13 protein-coding genes and 1 tRNA gene are annotated in these 16,307 nt (G+C 51.1%); 8 read left to right on the top strand and 6 right to left on the bottom strand.

Going from position 1 to position 16,307, the window contains the following annotated elements; all coding sequences use genetic code 11:
* Window positions 1-185 precede the first annotated feature (185 nt).
* Window positions 186-1,883, bottom strand: a complete 1,698-nt coding sequence (gene ettA, locus DXD78_RS02895; protein ID WP_005828098.1) for an energy-dependent translational throttle protein EttA — start codon at window positions 1,881-1,883, stop codon at window positions 186-188.
* Window positions 1,884-2,021: 138 nt separating this feature from the next.
* Here ettA and DXD78_RS02890 point away from each other — a divergent pair.
* A tRNA-Lys gene (locus tag DXD78_RS02890) sits at window positions 2,022-2,094 on the top strand.
* Window positions 2,095-2,437: 343 nt separating this feature from the next.
* Here the strand turns inward: DXD78_RS02890 and DXD78_RS02885 are convergent.
* Together DXD78_RS02885 and DXD78_RS02880 are read right to left on the bottom strand one after the other, a co-directional pair.
* A complete protein-coding gene (locus DXD78_RS02885) occupies window positions 2,438-4,642 on the bottom strand; it encodes an alpha-galactosidase (RefSeq protein WP_117652481.1) in 2,205 nt (734 codons plus the stop codon).
* Window positions 4,643-4,742: 100 nt separating this feature from the next.
* The gene (locus DXD78_RS02880) at window positions 4,743-5,504 is read right to left on the bottom strand and encodes an SDR family oxidoreductase (protein ID WP_034525612.1); all 762 of its coding nucleotides are present in this window, start codon (window positions 5,502-5,504) and stop codon (window positions 4,743-4,745) included.
* 213 nt (window positions 5,505-5,717) lie between these two features.
* Between DXD78_RS02880 and potA the strand changes: the two genes are divergently transcribed.
* The 7 genes from potA to mtgA all read left to right on the top strand — a co-directional run bounded on the left by potA (window position 5,718) and on the right by mtgA (window position 13,005).
* Window positions 5,718-7,124 (top strand): polyamine ABC transporter ATP-binding protein, encoded by a 1,407-nt coding sequence (gene potA / locus DXD78_RS02875; RefSeq protein WP_005828085.1) that lies wholly within the window; start codon window positions 5,718-5,720, stop codon window positions 7,122-7,124.
* A 16-nt stretch (window positions 7,125-7,140) separates the two neighbouring features.
* Window positions 7,141-7,914: an ABC transporter permease gene (locus DXD78_RS02870; RefSeq protein ID WP_005828083.1), complete on the top strand. Its 774-nt coding sequence runs from the start codon at window positions 7,141-7,143 to the stop codon at window positions 7,912-7,914.
* Window positions 7,911-8,702, top strand: a complete 792-nt coding sequence (locus DXD78_RS02865) for an ABC transporter permease (RefSeq protein ID WP_008663130.1) — start codon at window positions 7,911-7,913, stop codon at window positions 8,700-8,702. Before DXD78_RS02870 ends, DXD78_RS02865 begins: the two co-directional genes overlap by 4 nt.
* 44 nt (window positions 8,703-8,746) lie before the next feature.
* Complete coding sequence (locus DXD78_RS02860) at window positions 8,747-10,084, top strand: ABC transporter substrate-binding protein (RefSeq protein WP_193712459.1); 1,338 nt, start codon at window positions 8,747-8,749, stop codon at window positions 10,082-10,084.
* A gap of 32 nt (window positions 10,085-10,116) precedes the next feature.
* Entirely contained in the window at window positions 10,117-11,445 is a 1,329-nt protein-coding gene (locus DXD78_RS02855) for an MATE family efflux transporter (protein WP_005828079.1), read from the top strand.
* Window positions 11,446-11,545: 100 nt separating this feature from the next.
* The gene (locus DXD78_RS02850; RefSeq protein WP_005828077.1) at window positions 11,546-12,220 is read left to right on the top strand and encodes an OmpA family protein; all 675 of its coding nucleotides are present in this window, start codon (window positions 11,546-11,548) and stop codon (window positions 12,218-12,220) included.
* 80 nt (window positions 12,221-12,300) lie between these two features.
* The gene (gene mtgA / locus DXD78_RS02845) at window positions 12,301-13,005 is read left to right on the top strand and encodes a monofunctional biosynthetic peptidoglycan transglycosylase (protein ID WP_005828075.1); all 705 of its coding nucleotides are present in this window, start codon (window positions 12,301-12,303) and stop codon (window positions 13,003-13,005) included.
* 75 nt (window positions 13,006-13,080) lie between these two features.
* On the opposite strand, the gene DXD78_RS02840 is transcribed toward mtgA, so the two are convergent.
* From DXD78_RS02840 to DXD78_RS02830, 3 genes are all read right to left on the bottom strand, one after another.
* On the bottom strand, window positions 13,081-14,229 hold the full coding sequence (locus DXD78_RS02840; RefSeq protein WP_005828073.1) for a cytochrome d ubiquinol oxidase subunit II: 1,149 nt from the start codon (window positions 14,227-14,229) through the stop codon (window positions 13,081-13,083).
* Window positions 14,230-14,249: 20 nt separating this feature from the next.
* Complete coding sequence (locus DXD78_RS02835) at window positions 14,250-15,824, bottom strand: cytochrome ubiquinol oxidase subunit I (protein WP_117652530.1); 1,575 nt, start codon at window positions 15,822-15,824, stop codon at window positions 14,250-14,252.
* Between the two features lie 116 nt (window positions 15,825-15,940).
* Entirely contained in the window at window positions 15,941-16,162 is a 222-nt protein-coding gene (locus DXD78_RS02830) for a DUF4492 domain-containing protein (RefSeq protein ID WP_005836288.1), read from the bottom strand.
* Window positions 16,163-16,307: the final 145 nt, after the last annotated feature.

Here is a 16,307-nt window from a genome sequence, read left to right as displayed (position 1 = left end):
TAATTTATGTTTTAAGTCGCAAATATAACTAATAAAAACGAGATTAATGTTATATTTATGTTACATTTTTTGAAGGTAGAAAGGCTTTTTTGAGATATTTTTAAACAAAAAAAGCCCTGCATTCTACAGCAGGGCTTTCGTATTGTCAACAAGTAAAAGAATATACTTTCAAATTCGCACCGAAATCAATCATTCATGAGCTTTCTATAACGTACACGGGTGGGTTCTTCTTTCCCAAGACGTTTCTGTTTATTTTCCTCATATTCTGAATAAGAACCTTCAAAGAAGAACACATTGGAGTCTCCTTCGAAAGCGAGGATATGCGTACAGATACGGTCAAGGAACCAACGGTCGTGACTGATGACCACAGCACATCCGGCAAAGTCCTCCAAACCTTCTTCGAGGGCACGGAGCGTATTCACGTCGATGTCATTGGTGGGCTCGTCCAGCAACAGCACATTACCTTCCTCCTTCAGGCAGAGCGCCAGATGCAAGCGGTTGCGTTCACCACCGGAAAGCACCCCACAGAGCTTTTCCTGGTCGGCACCGGAGAAGTTAAAACGGGACAGATAGGCGCGTGCATTAATGTCGCGCCCTCCCATGCGAATCAGATCGTTTCCGCCGGAAATGACCTGATATACGCTCTTGTTGGGGTCGATATCCTTGTGCTGCTGGTCCACGTAGGCAACCTTTACGGTCTCCCCCACCTCGAATTCGCCTTTGTCTGCCTTTTCCAGTCCCATGATAAGACGGAAAAGCGTAGTCTTACCGGCACCGTTAGGGCCGATGATACCCACGATACCGTTGGGTGGAAGCATGAAGTTGAGGTCATCGAACAACAGTTTGTCACCGAACGCCTTTGCCACATGCTTGGCTTCAATCACCTTATTACCCAGACGGGGACCGTTCGGGATAAAGATTTCCAGCTTCTCTTCCTTCTCCTTCACATCCTCGTTCAGCAATTTGTCGTAGGAGTTCAGACGCGCCTTTCCCTTTGCCTGACGGGCCTTGGGAGCCATGCGCACCCACTCCAGCTCGCGTTCCAGCGTCTTGCGGCGCTTGCTGGCGGTCTTTTCCTCTTGCTCCATGCGCTTGGTCTTCTGTTCCAGCCAACTGGAGTAGTTACCTTTCCAGGGAATACCTTCGCCACGGTCCAGCTCAAGAATCCAGCCGGCAACGTGGTCGAGGAAGTAACGGTCGTGCGTTACGGCAATCACCGTACCCTCGTACTGCTGCAAGTGTTGTTCCAGCCAGTCGATGGATTCGGCATCAAGGTGGTTGGTGGGCTCGTCAAGAAGAAGCACGTCGGGCTTCTGCAACAATAGGCGGCAAAGGGCCACACGGCGGCGCTCACCACCGGAAAGATGTTCTACGGACTGGTCTTCGGGCGGACAACGGAGGGCGTCCATGGCGCGTTCCAGCTTGCTGTCAAGGTTCCAGGCATCGGTCGCGTCAATGATGTCCTGCAACTCGGCCTGGCGGGAGAAGAGCTTGTCCATCTTGTCCTGGTCCTCATAATATTCGGGCAAGCCAAACTTCTGATTGATTTCCTCGTATTCTGCCAGCGCGTCCACAATGGGCTGCACGCCTTCCATTACAATTTCCTTTACGGTCTTGGTGGGGTCGAGGTACGGTTCCTGGGCCAGATACCCCACAGAATATCCCGGCGAGAACACCACTTCGCCCTGATAGGACTTATCCAATCCGGCGATAATCTTCAGCAGGGTCGATTTACCCGAACCGTTCAGACCGATGATACCGATTTTTGCCCCGTAGAAGAACGAGAGGTAAATGTTCTTCAGTACCTGCTTGTTGTTCTGCTGAATGGTTTTATTCAGCCCAACCATAGAAAAGATAATCTTTTTATCGTCTACTGTTGCCATGTATTTAATGATTAATGTTCAGTGATAATGATTAATATCAAGGATTGATGGGGACAAAGATAAGAAAAAAGATGATATTATTTTGCAAATTTCAAAAAAGTATCTATCTTTGCACCCGCTTAACAGCAATGAAGGATTGAATCGCTAGCTCAGCAGGTAGAGCACAACACTTTTAATGTTGGGGTCTTGGGTTCGAGCCCCAAGCGGTTCACATAGAAACAAAGCCAGAAGGCGACAAAAAGAAAAAAGTCCTACAATATCAATGTATTGTGGGACTTTTTTTATGTTTCCATCTTACCTGAAAGTCCCAAAAGGGTACGAAAAGAAAAGTTGGACATCCAAACAGTGGTACAATTGGTACAGTGGGTACAGCGCCTCTTCTGCTTCACACACATGCGCTTATGTACATTACTTCATAACGCGTACATTATTTATATACATGCGTGTGTGAGATAGAAGAGACGCTGTACCCACTGTACCAACTGTACCCATAAACCTCACCTTTACGCCGCTCAAGTTCACCTTTACACGGCCCAACCTCACCTTTGCTTATGTCACTTCACCTCTTCCAGATAAAGCACACGGCTCGAATAGTCGTTCTGCTTGTGATAGTCCACCTTATGGTTGTAGGGAATCTCCAGCCCGTTTGCCATGAGGTAGGCACCACTGAAACTCTTTCCTTCGTAGTTCAAGGGAACATTATCTATACGGTTCAGTTCATGCACCCGGTATTGCTTGTCGGCACAGAGCCCTGCCATCTTCACACGCGGCAGGTGCTGGTTACAGAAATGTTCCGTCTTCCACCAATAGAAGACTGCCTTGTCCTTCTCCGGAGCCACGTACATCAGAGAAGCCACACCTTGCTTGTCATAAGGAGAGAGCAGGCGGTAAATGTCTCCCAACTGTACTACGGGACGAATGGTCTTGTACTCGGCAATGGCATTCTTGCAAAGAGCCTTTTCTTCTTCCGTCATATTTTTGGGCTGGATTTCCATACCCAAACGACCACTCATGGCAACGTCTATCCGATATTTCAGAGGGATGGTGCGGAACGTCTGATGATTGGGGGCAGCACTGATATGCGATGCCATAGCGATGGCGGGGAAGAAATAGGAAGTTCCCCACTGCATATAGACACGTTGCAGGGCATCGGTATTGTCGCTTACCCAGAACTCGTCGAAGTAAGGCAGCACTCCGTAGTTGGCACGACCGCCGCCACTGGCACATGCCTGGATGGTAAGGTCGGGATATTTGGCACGGATGCGCTGGCAGATTTTCTCGAAGCCGCGGTGGAATTCGATGTACATGTGGCTCTGATTATCCTTCGTCAGATATTGCGAACCGTGGTTCTGGACAGACATATTGGCGTCCCACTTGATGTAATCTATTTCAGGATAAGAGGTCATCAGGTTGTCTACCACACCGAAAACGAAGTCCTGCACGGCAGGATTGGCAAGGTCAAGCACTACCTGCGTGCCGCCGCGTCCCAACACAACGTCACGTTCGGAAGCTTTAAGTACCCAGTCGGGATGCTTCTCGTAGAGTTCGCTGGTAGTGTTCGCCATCTCCGGCTCAATCCAGATGCCAAACTTGACGCCATGTTTCTTGGCATCACTCAGCAAGCCTTCAATGCCGTTCGGAAGCTTGTTCTTGTCCACCACCCAGTCGCCGAGTGATGAGCTGTCGTTCTTACGGGGATACTTGTCGCCAAACCAGCCATCGTCCATCACGAACAACTCGCCACCCATGGAGACAATGTCCGCCATCATTTGGTCCATACCTTGCTGGTTGATGTCAAAGTACACGCCTTCCCAACTATTCAAAAGAATCTTGCGGGGGGTAGTGCCGTGCGCCAGTTTGTGCAGGCGTGCCCAGCGATGGAAGTTACGGCTGCCGCCACTCAAGCCTTCATTACTATAAGTCAGGGCAAGTTCGGGAGTGCGGAAAAGCTCGTCCTTCTTCAAGGAATAAGTAGAGTTCTCTTCGTTGATTCCGGCAAAGAAATGGTGGTATTCATCATCGTGCGTCTCAATGCGGAGCTTGTAGTTGCCGCTGTAACAGAGGGCTGCACCAATCACGTTGCCCGTGTTCTCCTGCGGACGACCGTCGAGGGAGAACATCACTTCGGCATGGTCAGTATGGGAATTGCGCACACCGTCCTTATTCTTGATAACCTTCATGCCCGGAGTGAGAGGTTCCTGCGTCAAGACCCCTTCATTGGCCCAGGAACCGGAGAGATGGGACAGCCATACATCGCCACGGCGGATGGGCAGATAGCCGGAAGCAAACTGATTGAGCACCACCGACTTCTTCTCCTGATGGGAGATTTCAGTCCAGGATTCTATCACGTCGGCATCCTGCCAGGCACGGTAACAGACGTTGACGAAGAAGGGATACACCTTATCCTTCAGTGCCACGACAGTCGTCACGACATTCCCTTCCTTTTCGGTAGTCACGTTCAATACTTCGAGCTGGAGGGTCATGTTACCGTCGGCATGCTTCACAGCGAGGGCCGTCTCCACGGGAGCATTCAATCCATATTCGGGATAGGCTGCATGGTTCGCTTCTGCCGCAGAGATATTCTGCAAGTCGGCTTCAGAAAGTCTGTTACCATAATACAAGTGTCTCAGTGTACCGCCTTCAGGAGCCGAAAGCACCAAAGAGGTTTTCGGAGTGGATACACATACGTTTTGAGCCAACAAACTGCCGGTCAGCAGCAGTACTCCAAAGAGGAAATTTGTTCGTTTCTTGAAATTCATGCTTTTCTTGTTTAGATTCTATATTCATTTAGCTGTGCGCAAATGTAGGCGTTTCCCCGAAGATAAAATAGTATCATTTTATCATATCCTTATACAAATTCTATTTCCGGCTGACAATTGTCCCCGTGGCTTGGTTGGCAGGCATCACCAGCACTTCCGCAATCTGGATATGCTCGGGGACGGCAGCGGCGAAATAGACCACTTCGGCTATATCGTCGCCGGTCAGCGGGCGTATACCTTTATATACATTATCGGCCGCCTCCCGGTTACCACGGAAACGGACGACGGAGAAATTGGTTTCCACCAACCCCGGCTTGATATTCGTTACGCGTATCGGGGTATCCACCAGGTCGATGCGGAGTCCGTCGGAAAGGGCCTTGACGGCAGCCTTGCAGGCACAGTACACACTGCCTCCCGGATAAGCGTAATCTCCGGCAATGGACCCCATATTGATAACGTGACCACGGCCTCGCTCCACCATACCGGGAACCACGAGGCGGGTCATGGCAAGCAAGGCTTTCACGTTAGTGTCGATGACAATGTCCCATTCATCCAGGTTACCTTCATGTTCCTTGTCCACCCCAATGACGAGTCCGGCATTGTTCACCAGTATGTCTACCGCCTTCCATTCCTCCGGAAGGGATTCGAGGGCGGCATGGGCAGCCTGCCGGTCGCGGACATCGAAAGGAAGCAGATACACATCGGCTCCATATTTCTCCAACAATTCTTTCTTTACAGCATTCAGTTTCTCCACATTACGGCCATTGAGTATAAGCCGGTAACCGTTCATGGCAAATTTACGCGCGCAGCCTTCCCCTATTCCCGAGGAGGCTCCGGTGATGAGTACAATCTTCTTTTCCATCATGTTATTAAGTTTTAATATCAATACTGCCAACAAAGGTATTACTTATTATTTTAACTTCATAGGAATAATGAATTTTAGAGTAAGGCGAAAAATCCCGATAAATTATGTAACTTTGCACCCGCTTTTTGAAAGCCCGAGAAACTGTTTTGATTTTATTTCAGCTTTCTTCTGAGATTTGTTTAATTCGTTTGGATAAAGTAAAAGACGCTTATGCAAAAGTCCGATTGCATCATCGGTGTGGAGCACGTATCGAAATTTTTCGGAGATAAGGCCGTGCTGAATGATGTGAATTTGTCTGTCCGTAAGGGCGAGTTTGTAACAATACTGGGACCGTCCGGCTGCGGAAAGACAACTCTGTTGCGCCTCATTGCAGGCTTTCAGACAGCCTCGGAAGGAGTGATAACCATTGCCGGAAAGGACATCACACAGACACCGCCGCACAAGCGTCCGGTAAACACCGTGTTCCAGAAGTACGCCCTCTTCCCCCACCTCAACGTGTTCAACAACATTGCCTTCGGGCTGAAGCTGAAGAAGCTGCCCGGTGCCACCATCGAGAAGAAGGTAAAGCAAGCCCTGCGCATGGTGGGCATGACGGACTATGAGGACCGCGACGTAGACTCCCTCTCCGGCGGGCAGCAACAGCGCGTAGCCATTGCCCGAGCCATCGTCAACGAACCCGAAGTGCTGCTACTGGACGAACCCCTTGCCGCCCTGGACCTAAAAATGCGCAAGGACATGCAGATGGAGCTAAAGGAGATGCACCAGAAGCTGGGCATCACCTTCGTATATGTGACCCACGACCAGGAAGAGGCACTGACCTTGAGCGATACCATCGTCGTGATGAGCGAAGGACGCATCCAGCAAATAGGCGTGCCGACGGACATCTACAACGAACCCATCAACTCCTTCGTAGCAGACTTCATTGGTGAAAGCAACATCTTGAACGGAGTTATGATAAAGGATAAAGCCGTCACCTTCTGCGGACACGAATTTGAATGCGTGGACACGGGATTTGGCGAGCAGATGCAGGTAGACGTAGTGATTCGCCCCGAAGACATCTACATCTTCGATGTATCCGACGCCGCACAGCTGACGGGGACCGTAACCAGCTGCATCTTTAAAGGCGTACACTACGAAATGCTGGTGCAGACGCGCGAAGGCTACGAGCTGATGGTGCAGGACTACCATGCCTTCGAGGCAGGACGCGAAGTCGGCCTGCTGGTGAAACCCTTCGACATCCACGTGATGAAGAAGGAACGCACCTGCAACACCTTCGAGGGAAAGCTGGTGGACGAGACGCACGTAGACTTCCTGGGCTGTAACTTCGAGTGCCTCCCCGTGCAGGGCATCGAGCCGGGCAGCGCCGTGCAAGTGGAAGTAGACTTCCAGCACGTCATCCTCGAAGACAACGAAGAGGACGGCCGTCTGACGGGTGAAGTGAAATTCATCCTCTACAAAGGGAACCATTACCACCTGACCGTGTTTACGGACTGGGACGAAGACATCTTTGTCGACACCAACGACGTGTGGGACGACGGCGACCGCGTAGGTATCACCATCGCCCCTCAAAATATACGGATTGTTCAATCTCTTAATAAGGAAGGAAGTGCTCAATAAGTTATCCCATTTCTTCATGCGCCGGCGCAACTGGACGGTACCCTACGCGCTGTTTCTGCTTGTATTTGTCATAGTACCGCTGCTGCTCATCGTGCTCTATGCCTTTACGGACGACGGAGGGGCGTTTACGTTGGCCAACTTCCGCAAGTTCATGATGCACCCCGAAGCGATGAACACGTTTGTCTACTCCATCGGAATAGCCGTTATCACCACGCTGGTCTGCCTGCTGCTGGGCTATCCGGCAGCGTATATCCTGAGCCAGAAGCAATTCAACACCTCACGCACCATGGTGGTGCTGTTCATCCTCCCCATGTGGGTGAATATCTTGATACGTACGCTTGCCACAGTGGCGCTGTTCGACTTCCTGAACCTGCCGCTGGGCGAAGGTGCCCTTGTGTTCGGTATGGTCTACAACTTCCTGCCGTTCATGATATACCCCATTTACAACACTCTTCAGAAGATGGACCACAATCTGATTGAGGCTGCGCAGGACTTGGGAGCCTCTCCTACCCGCGTATTCGGCAAGGTGATTCTGCCGCTCTCCATGCCGGGAGTGATGAGCGGCATAGTGATGGTGTTTATGCCTACGGTTTCTACCTTTGCCATTGCCGAGTTGCTAACAATGAACAACATCAAACTGTTCGGCACCACGGTGCAAGAGAATATTTACAACGGAATGTGGAACTACGGTGCCGCCCTCTCGCTCATCATGCTGCTGCTGATAGGCATCACCATCCTCTTTACCAACGAGGAGGACGGGGCATCGAATGAAAGCGGAGGTGTGATATGATGACACGAATCTTAACCCGCGGCTACTTGTGGCTGCTGCTGGCGTTGCTCTACTCGCCCATCTTAATTATTATGATATTCTCCTTCACGGAGGCAAAGGTGCTGGGCAACTGGACGGGATTCTCCACCAAGCTGTACAGCTCCTTGTTTACGGGCGGGATGCACCACTCGCTGATAAATGCCATCTGGAACACATTCGCCATTGCCCTGCTTGCCGCCACCGCCAGTACGGCGCTGGGCAGCATTGCAGCCATCGGCATCTTCAATCTGCGCTCGCGCACACGGCAGGTAATGAACTTCGCCAATGCCATCCCGATGATGAATGCAGACATTATCACCGGTGTGTCGCTGTTCCTGCTGTTCGTCAGCTTCGGCATATCGCAAGGATTCACCACAGTGGTACTGGCACACATCACTTTCTGCACGCCCTACGTGGTGCTCAGCGTAATGCCCCGGCTCAAAAAGATGAACCAGAATGTCTACGAGGCGGCACTCGACCTGGGCGCCACACCGTTCCAAGCACTGCGCAAGGTTATTCTTCCGGAGATATTTCCGGGTATGATAAGCGGATTCATCCTTGCTTTCACGCTCTCCATCGACGACTTTGCCGTGACCATCTTCACCATCGGCAACCAGGGGCTGGAAACGCTCTCCACCTACATCTACGCCGATGCGCGCAAAGGTGGACTGACGCCGGAACTGCGGCCACTCTCCACCATCATCTTCGTGACGGTGCTGGTGCTGCTGATTGTAATCAACAAGCGGGCCGAACGGACGAAAAACGATTGATGTGAGTGATGAGTTATAAGTTATCAATTGTCAAGAACAAGATGATGAAAAGGATAATAAACATACTGATTCTACTGTGCTGTATCGCATCCCTCTCTTCTTGTGGAAACTCCACAGAAGAGCGCAGCCGTGTACTGAAGATATACAACTGGGCGGACTACATCGATGAAGATGTGCTTGCCGAATTTCCCGACTGGTACAAGCAGCAGACGGGCGAAGACCTCCGTATCATCTACCAGGTGTTCGATATCAACGAAATCATGCTCACCAAAATTGAGCGCGGGCACGAGGACTTCGACGTCGTATGCCCCTCGGAGTACATCATCGAACGCATGCTTCGCAAAGACCTCCTGCTACCCATCGATCGCAACTTCGGCCACACGCCGGACTACATCCCCAACGTGTCGCCCTACATTCGCCACGAGCTGAACAAGACCTCGCAACCGGAACGCCAGACCGAGGACTATGCCGTGCCCTACATGTGGGGCACCGCTGGTATCCTCTTCAACAAAAAGTTTATTACCGCCGAAGAGGCCGGCACATGGGACATCCTCTGGGACTCCAAAAACCGCGGCAAAATACTGATGAAGGACAGCTACCGCGATGCCTACGGTACCGCCATCATCTACGCCCACGCCCGGGAGCTGGCCGACAGCACCGTCACCGTAGAGCAACTGATGAACGACAACTCCCCGCAGGCCATCGCCCTGGCCGAGCAACGCCTCAAGGAGATGAAACCCAACATCGCCGGCTGGGAAGCCGACTTCGGCAAGGAAATGATGACCAAGAACAAGGCGTGGATTAACTTCACCTGGAGCGGCGACGCCGTCTGGGCCATCGAGGAGGCCGATGCCGTGGGTGTGGAACTGGACTACACCGTCCCCTGCGAAGGCAGCAACATCTGGTACGACGGCTGGGTAATCCCCCGCTACGCCCGCAACGTGAAGGCGGCAAGCTATTTCATCAACTACCTCTGCCAGCCTTCCGTGGCACTGCGCAACATGGATGCCATCGGCTACGTCAGCGCCGTAGCCACACCGGAAATCATGGAGGCCAAGACCGATACCACGCTCGACGTGCACTCCGACCTCAGCTACTTCTTCGGCCCCCTGCCCGGAGCCGACAGCCTGCAGATAGACCCGGTACAATATCCTGACCGCCGAGTAGTGGAACGCTGCGCCATGATACGCGACTTCGGCGACCGCACGGAACTAGTGCTCGAGATGTGGAGCCGCGTGAAAGGTGACAATCTCAACACAGGCATCGTGCTGCTCATCTTCGCCGTTTTCGGTCTGCTCTTCATCTGGCTGGTATATGCCAAGATACGAAAGTACAAGCAGAAACGCCACCACCGTCTCCGCAGAAAGCGGAAAAGGGGATGAGCAACACATTGTTTACCTAAAAACCCGTCAACGTGCAAGGAACAAAGAATCTGACACAAGGCCCCATCAACCGCCAGCTTTTCACGCTGGCAATGCCCATCATGGCCACCTCGTTCATCCAGATGGCCTACAGCCTGACGGACATGGCATGGGTAGGGCGTCTGGGCAGTGAGTCCATGGCTGCAGTAGGTGCGGTAGGCATACTGACGTGGATGTCCGGCTCCATCGCCTTGCTCAATAAAGTGGGCGCCGAAGTCAGCGTAGGCCAGTCCATCGGTGCACGCAGCGAAGAGGACGCACGCAGCTTTGCCTCGCACAACATTACGATTGCCCTGCTCATCTCCGTCTGCTGGGGAGGCCTGCTCTTTCTTTTCGCCCGCCCCATCCTGAACATCTTCGAGCTGAAACAGCATATCACGGACGCCGCCGTGACTTATCTGCGCATCGTGTCGACGGGACTGCCTTTCATCTTTCTCTCCGCTGCCTTTACGGGCATCTACAACGCGGCAGGACGAAGCAAGATTCCGTTCTACATCAGCGGGACGGGACTGATAATGAACATCGTCCTCGACCCTCTGTTCATCTTCGGCTTCGGTTGGGGAACAGTGGGCGCGGCACTTGCCACATGGCTTTCCGAAGCTACAGTATTCGGCATCTTCGTCTACAAACTCCGGGGGAAAAGCGCCGTGCTCGGAGGTTTCTCCTTTATCGTTCCGCTGAAAAAGAAGTACACCCGGCGCATCTTCAAGCTCGGGCTGCCCGTGGCTACGCTGAACACGCTATTTGCCTTCGTCAATATGTTCCTCTCGCGCACCGCCTCGGAGCAGGGAGGACACATCGGACTGATGGCATTCACCACCGGTGGACAAATCGAGGCCATCACCTGGAATACTTCGCAAGGATTCTCCACGGGGCTGAGCACGTTCATCGCCCAGAACTATGCCGCGGGGCAGAAGTCGCGCGTGAAGCAAGCATGGCGCACCACCATGTGGATGACGGGCGTATTCGGAAGCCTCTGCTCACTACTGTTCATCTTCTTCGGCAGCGAGGTGTTCTCTATCTTCGTACCCGAGGCCGAAGCCTACCGTGTGGGTGGAGATTTCCTCCGCATCGACGGCTATTCGCAAATGTTCATGATGATGGAAATTACCATGCAGGGCGTGTTCTACGGACTGGGACGGACAGTGCCGCCTGCCATTGTCAGCATCGGATGCAATTACATGCGTATTCCGGTGGCGTTATTGCTGGTGCACATGGGTATGGGAGTGGATGCCATCTGGTGGGCAGTAAGTGGAACGACCGTTGCCAAAGGTCTTATACTGACAGCCTGGTTCGTCCTCATCAAAAGGAAAATTCTCTAAAAAAGGACAGAACTGGCGAACTTTAGAAAGAAGAATATGGTTATTATATACATAAATTTGCAACATTAAAGATAAAGTCAACTTTTAAAGAAAAAGAGTTATGAAGAAGATGAAATTTACAGTATTACTTTTGTGCGGCGCATTGCTGCTGGGCAGTTGCGGCACAATGAACAACAAGGCCAAAGGTGGAATAATCGGCGGTGGCTCCGGTGCAGCAGCAGGTGCCATTATCGGCGGACTGATAGGTAAAGGCAAGGGGGCAGCCATTGGAGCTGCGGTAGGTGCTGCAGTAGGTACGGGTGCCGGCGTTGCCATCGGACACAAGATGGACAAGAAGGCTGCCGAAGCTGCCAAGATTGAAGGCGCCCAAGTGGAGCAGGTGACGGATGCAAACGGCTTGCCGGCTGTCAAAGTATCCTTTGCGGCAGGTATTCTTTTCGGCTTCAACTCCGCAGCACTGAGCAACGAGGCAAAGGCTTCCCTGCGCGAACTCGCACAGATTCTGAAGGAAGACCCGACAACCGATATCGCCATCATCGGCCATACCGACAAAGTGGGTACTTACGAAGCCAACATGAAAGTTTCCAAGAACCGCGCCTATGCCGTAGAGAACTATTTGCAGGATTGCGGCGTATCTCCGGCCCAGTTCAAGAAAGTGGAAGGCGTGGGATACAACGAATACGACGAAAGTCTGTCTGCCGACCAGAACCGACGCGTAGAGGTATATATGTATGCCAGCGAACAGATGATTAAGAATGCGGAGGCAGCTAATTAATATGGTAAAGTGATTAATGTGTTAATGTGCCAATATGCATATTGGCACATTAACACATTAATCACATTGGCACTCTCTCCATGAAACTCCCGAAGCCTTTGCGGTTCCTCCGCAACATCATATTATTCTTCTTTATTTCCACTATCCTAGCGGTAGTGGCTTATCGTTTTGTACCCGTCTACATCACGCCACTGATGGTTATTCGCAGCGTGCAACAGGTCTTTAAGGGTGAAAGTCCATGCTGGCACCACACTTGGGTATCTTCCGACAAGATATCCCCTCACCTGCCTATGGCCGTCATTGCCTCGGAAGACAACCGGTTTGCCACACACAACGGATTCGATTTCATCGAGATACAGAAAGCGATAAAGGAGAATGAAACAAGAAAACGGAAACGGGGCGCAAGCACCATCAGCCAGCAGACGGCAAAGAATGTATTCCTATGGCCCCAGTCTTCCTGGGTACGTAAAGGACTGGAAGTCTACTTCACCGTACTAATAGAGTTCTTCTGGTCCAAAGAACGTATCATGGAGGTCTATCTCAACTCCATCGAAATGGGAAAAGGCATCTATGGCGCACAAGCTGCCGCCAAATACAAGTTCAAGACTACAGCAGCCAAGCTCTCTGCCGGACAGTGCGCACTAATAGCGGCAACATTGCCCAACCCCATACGCTTCGACTCAGCACACCCCTCCCCTTACATAAAGAAAAGGCAAGGACAGATTCTACGATTGATGAAACTGGTACCCAAATTCCAGCTAAATGAGAAGCGGACAAAAGAATAAGAAGAGGATGTATCAAAACAGTTAATAGCACACAGATGACACATCCTCCTTTAATTTTTAATTCTTAATTTTTAATTAATACGCGTGTCCTCCCTCTTCCATCTCCTTCGCATCAATCTTGCGATTGTCGATACTGCGCCAAGCGTAGAAGATGTAGGCAAGAACGAAAGGAACAAGGATAGAGACATAAGCCATAACCTTCAGTGTGAACTGGCTCGAGCAACTGTTTGCCAACGTGAGTGAGCTTTGCAGGTCGTGGGTAGAAGGATAATAGGCCGTATTGTTATAGCCTGCCACAAGCAGCAGTGCCAATACCGTAAGCACCGTCCCTGCACCGGCAAACCAGATACCCTTGTCGAATGCCGGCTTCCACAGCGTGCGGATAATGCCCCAGAGCACAGCCACCACACCAACCAGGAATACAAGCAGCACTACCGGCATCTGCAGGAAGTTCGTCAGATACTTGTAAGGTTCCATGAACACCTCTCCCGTTTCCGGGCGTACAGCATAGCCGTCGGCAAGCAGCGTACGGATGACGAAGGCCAGGAAGAATACCAGGAACAACGCCGTATTTCCCCAAAGTGCCCGGCGGCAGCGTTTCACCAAATCATCCTCATTGATATTATTAATAAAATAAAGCGCTCCCAAGATACGTGCCAGGAAGAACACAGCCAGCCCCAGCACCACATTCCACGGATTAAGCAACGCATCCAACCCATGCCAGCCGTTAGCCCATTGACTGATAACCGGCATTGCCGCATCTGCGATATTCCCTTTATTGATATAGAAGTTAGACCCCGTGAAGAACGTGGCCACTGCCCCACCCAGCAATACCGGACCTACCACTCCGTTTATCACCAGGAACGTGCGATACGTTGTCTTGCCCAGCAGATTTCCCGCCTTCGACTGAAACTCGTAGCTGACAGCCTGCAACACAAAGCTGAACAGAATAATCATCCACAACCAATAAGCTCCTCCGAAACTGGTACTATAGAACAACGGAAACGAAGCAAAGAACGCGCCTCCAAACGTGACAAGCGTTGTAAACGTGAACTCCCACTTCCGTCCCGTAGAATTAATCATCATCTTCTTCTGCTCCTCCGTCTTCCCCAGACAGAACAGAAGCGAATTACCTCCCTGCACGAACAGCAGGAATACCAGCAGTGCTCCCAGCAAGGAGACTACAAACCACCAATAGTGTTGAAGAAATATATAAGCATTCATTGTGAGTTATGAGTTATAAGTTATGAGTTATGTGACGGTGTGTGCGTTTCGGTTTCAGGACCTTTGCGAATAGCCTTCAGCATAATTCCCACCTCAGCAATCAGCATGACAGTGAAAAGTACCAGGAAGATAAAGAACGTGGTCTGCACGGAGCCTACATCCAGCTTAGAGATGGCGGCACTCGTGGGCAGCATATCTTGGATGGCCCACGGCTGGCGACCACACTCGGCAACCACCCATCCGGCTTGTCCAGCCAGATAGCCCAGCGGAATGGTGAGCATAGCCACCCAATGCATCCATGGCATCCGCGACAAGTCTTTCTTATAGGCCAGGAACAGCACCACAATAAAGAAGAGGATGAAGTATCCACCCAACATCACCATCACACGGAACATGTAGAACGTAAGGGACACATTGGGCACCAGCTCGTTCACGTCCTTGATATAACCGTAACCGAAATAGGCTACATTATCTTTCAACACTTTGGCAGCCACCTCTGCATCCGCCTCATTGCCCGCAGCCTTGGCTGCACGATAGGCGGCAAACGCACCGATAGCCGTTTTTCCTTTTTCTATTTTCTCCTCTGCCGAAAGCGCTACGGTACCATCGCTCAACGGATATCCACCTTTCAGCAGGTCATTGATGCCGGGAACAAAAGCATCCATCTTGCGCTCGGCAAGCAGCGACAGCATCTTCGGAATTTCCACACGGAAAAGGAATGGGTCTACTCCGTCCTGCGGTGTCTGCTTGGCAGGATTCAGCAGCCCGAACGCTACCAATCCGGCACCTTGCCGCCCTTCATAATAGCCTTCCATAGCAGCCAGCTTCATCGGCTGCTTTTGCGCCACCTGATAGCCCGAGCCATCACCCGTCCAGGCAGAGAGCACAGCGGCACACAGACCTACCCATGCGGCAATCTTTACACTTGCCAGCGCAAATTTCTTCTCGCGCTTCTTCCACAGATACCAGCAGCTCACCCCCACTACAAACACGGCAGCCAGTACCCAGCCGGACAGCACACTGTGGAAGAACTTGTTGACAGCCATCGGCGAAGTGGCCACAGCCCAGAAGTCTACCATCTCGTTGCGTGCCGTATTGGGATTGAACTCCATGCCTACGGGATTCTGCATCCAGGCATTGGCAACCAGAATCCACCAGGCGGAAATCGTGGCGCCCAGCCCCGTAAGCCAGGTAGATGCCAGGTGGAAACGCTTGCTCACCTTATCCCAGCCGAAGAACATGACGGCGATAAACGTTGCTTCCATAAAGAAAGCCAAAATACCCTCGATGGCAAGCGGTGCACCAAAGATATCGCCCACAAACCAACTGTAATTACTCCAGTTCGTACCGAATTCAAATTCCAGAATGATACCGGTTGCTACACCAATGGCAAAGTTGATACCGAAAATCTTCATCCAGAATTTAGCAGTACGTTTCCAAAATTCGTCACCCGTACGGTAGTACGCTGTTTCCATGATGCCCATAATTACCGCCAGTCCAAGTGTCAGCGGCACAAAAATCCAGTGATAGATGGCGGTCAAGGCAAATTGGGCTCTCGACCAGTCAATCAGGGAAGTGTCAATGTGTCCAAGCATAAGAATCAAGTTATGAGTTATAAGTTATGAGTTATTAAGTTTTTAAGTTATCGGGTAAGAACAGAGAGACACGGAGAATTTATAAGGGCAAGGAAATAAACTCCGTGTCTCCGTGTTTAGTCGCCCAGACTCCGATGGATAAGCTCATTACTGACATAGCCTTCCTTGTCATCGCCCACCACGGGGGTATTCAGAAACCGTGGGAAGAAGAAAAGGCGGAGAATGAAGAACATGATGAATAACTTCACAAGAATGATAAGCCACAAAGTACGCCCTAACGTCATACTTCGAAAACCTTCCAAATAAAAACGCCAAATGTTTACCGCAGTCTGTTTCATGCCGATAAAATTATAATGATTACAAATATAAAATACTTTTATATAAAGAACAAATAAAAAGGTGAAAAGTTGAACAGAAAAAAGACTTCTCCCATTCATCGGTACAAAAAAGATTTTAGGCGAGGAAAATTCACTCTACGTCTAT

The organism is Bacteroides sp. D20, from assembly GCF_003436255.1.
Classification (GTDB): domain Bacteria; phylum Bacteroidota; class Bacteroidia; order Bacteroidales; family Bacteroidaceae; genus Bacteroides; species Bacteroides uniformis.
The sequence above is the reverse complement of the archived record's forward strand: the minus strand, read 5'-3'. Positions and strand labels throughout refer to the sequence as shown.

Bases quoted from the DNA above. Each gene is read 5' to 3' on its own strand.
- DXD78_RS02850 (WP_005828077.1), top strand. From the start codon at position 11,546: ATGAAGAAGATGAAATTTACAGTATTACTTTTGTGCGGCGCATTGCTG.
- potA (WP_005828085.1), top strand. From the start codon at position 5,718: ATGCAAAAGTCCGATTGCATCATCGGTGTGGAGCACGTATCGAAATTT.
- DXD78_RS02830 (WP_005836288.1), bottom strand. From the start codon at position 16,162: ATGAAACAGACTGCGGTAAACATTTGGCGTTTTTATTTGGAAGGTTTT.
- DXD78_RS02885 (WP_117652481.1), bottom strand. From the start codon at position 4,642: ATGAATTTCAAGAAACGAACAAATTTCCTCTTTGGAGTACTGCTGCTG.
- DXD78_RS02860 (WP_193712459.1), top strand. From the start codon at position 8,747: ATGAAAAGGATAATAAACATACTGATTCTACTGTGCTGTATCGCATCC.
- DXD78_RS02835 (WP_117652530.1), bottom strand. From the start codon at position 15,824: ATGCTTGGACACATTGACACTTCCCTGATTGACTGGTCGAGAGCCCAA.
- DXD78_RS02880 (WP_034525612.1), bottom strand. From the start codon at position 5,504: ATGGAAAAGAAGATTGTACTCATCACCGGAGCCTCCTCGGGAATAGGG.
- ettA (WP_005828098.1), bottom strand. From the start codon at position 1,883: ATGGCAACAGTAGACGATAAAAAGATTATCTTTTCTATGGTTGGGCTG.
- DXD78_RS02840 (WP_005828073.1), bottom strand. From the start codon at position 14,229: ATGAATGCTTATATATTTCTTCAACACTATTGGTGGTTTGTAGTCTCC.
- mtgA (WP_005828075.1), top strand. From the start codon at position 12,301: ATGAAACTCCCGAAGCCTTTGCGGTTCCTCCGCAACATCATATTATTC.
- DXD78_RS02865 (WP_008663130.1), top strand. From the start codon at position 7,911: ATGATGACACGAATCTTAACCCGCGGCTACTTGTGGCTGCTGCTGGCG.
- DXD78_RS02870 (WP_005828083.1), top strand. From the start codon at position 7,141: ATGCGCCGGCGCAACTGGACGGTACCCTACGCGCTGTTTCTGCTTGTA.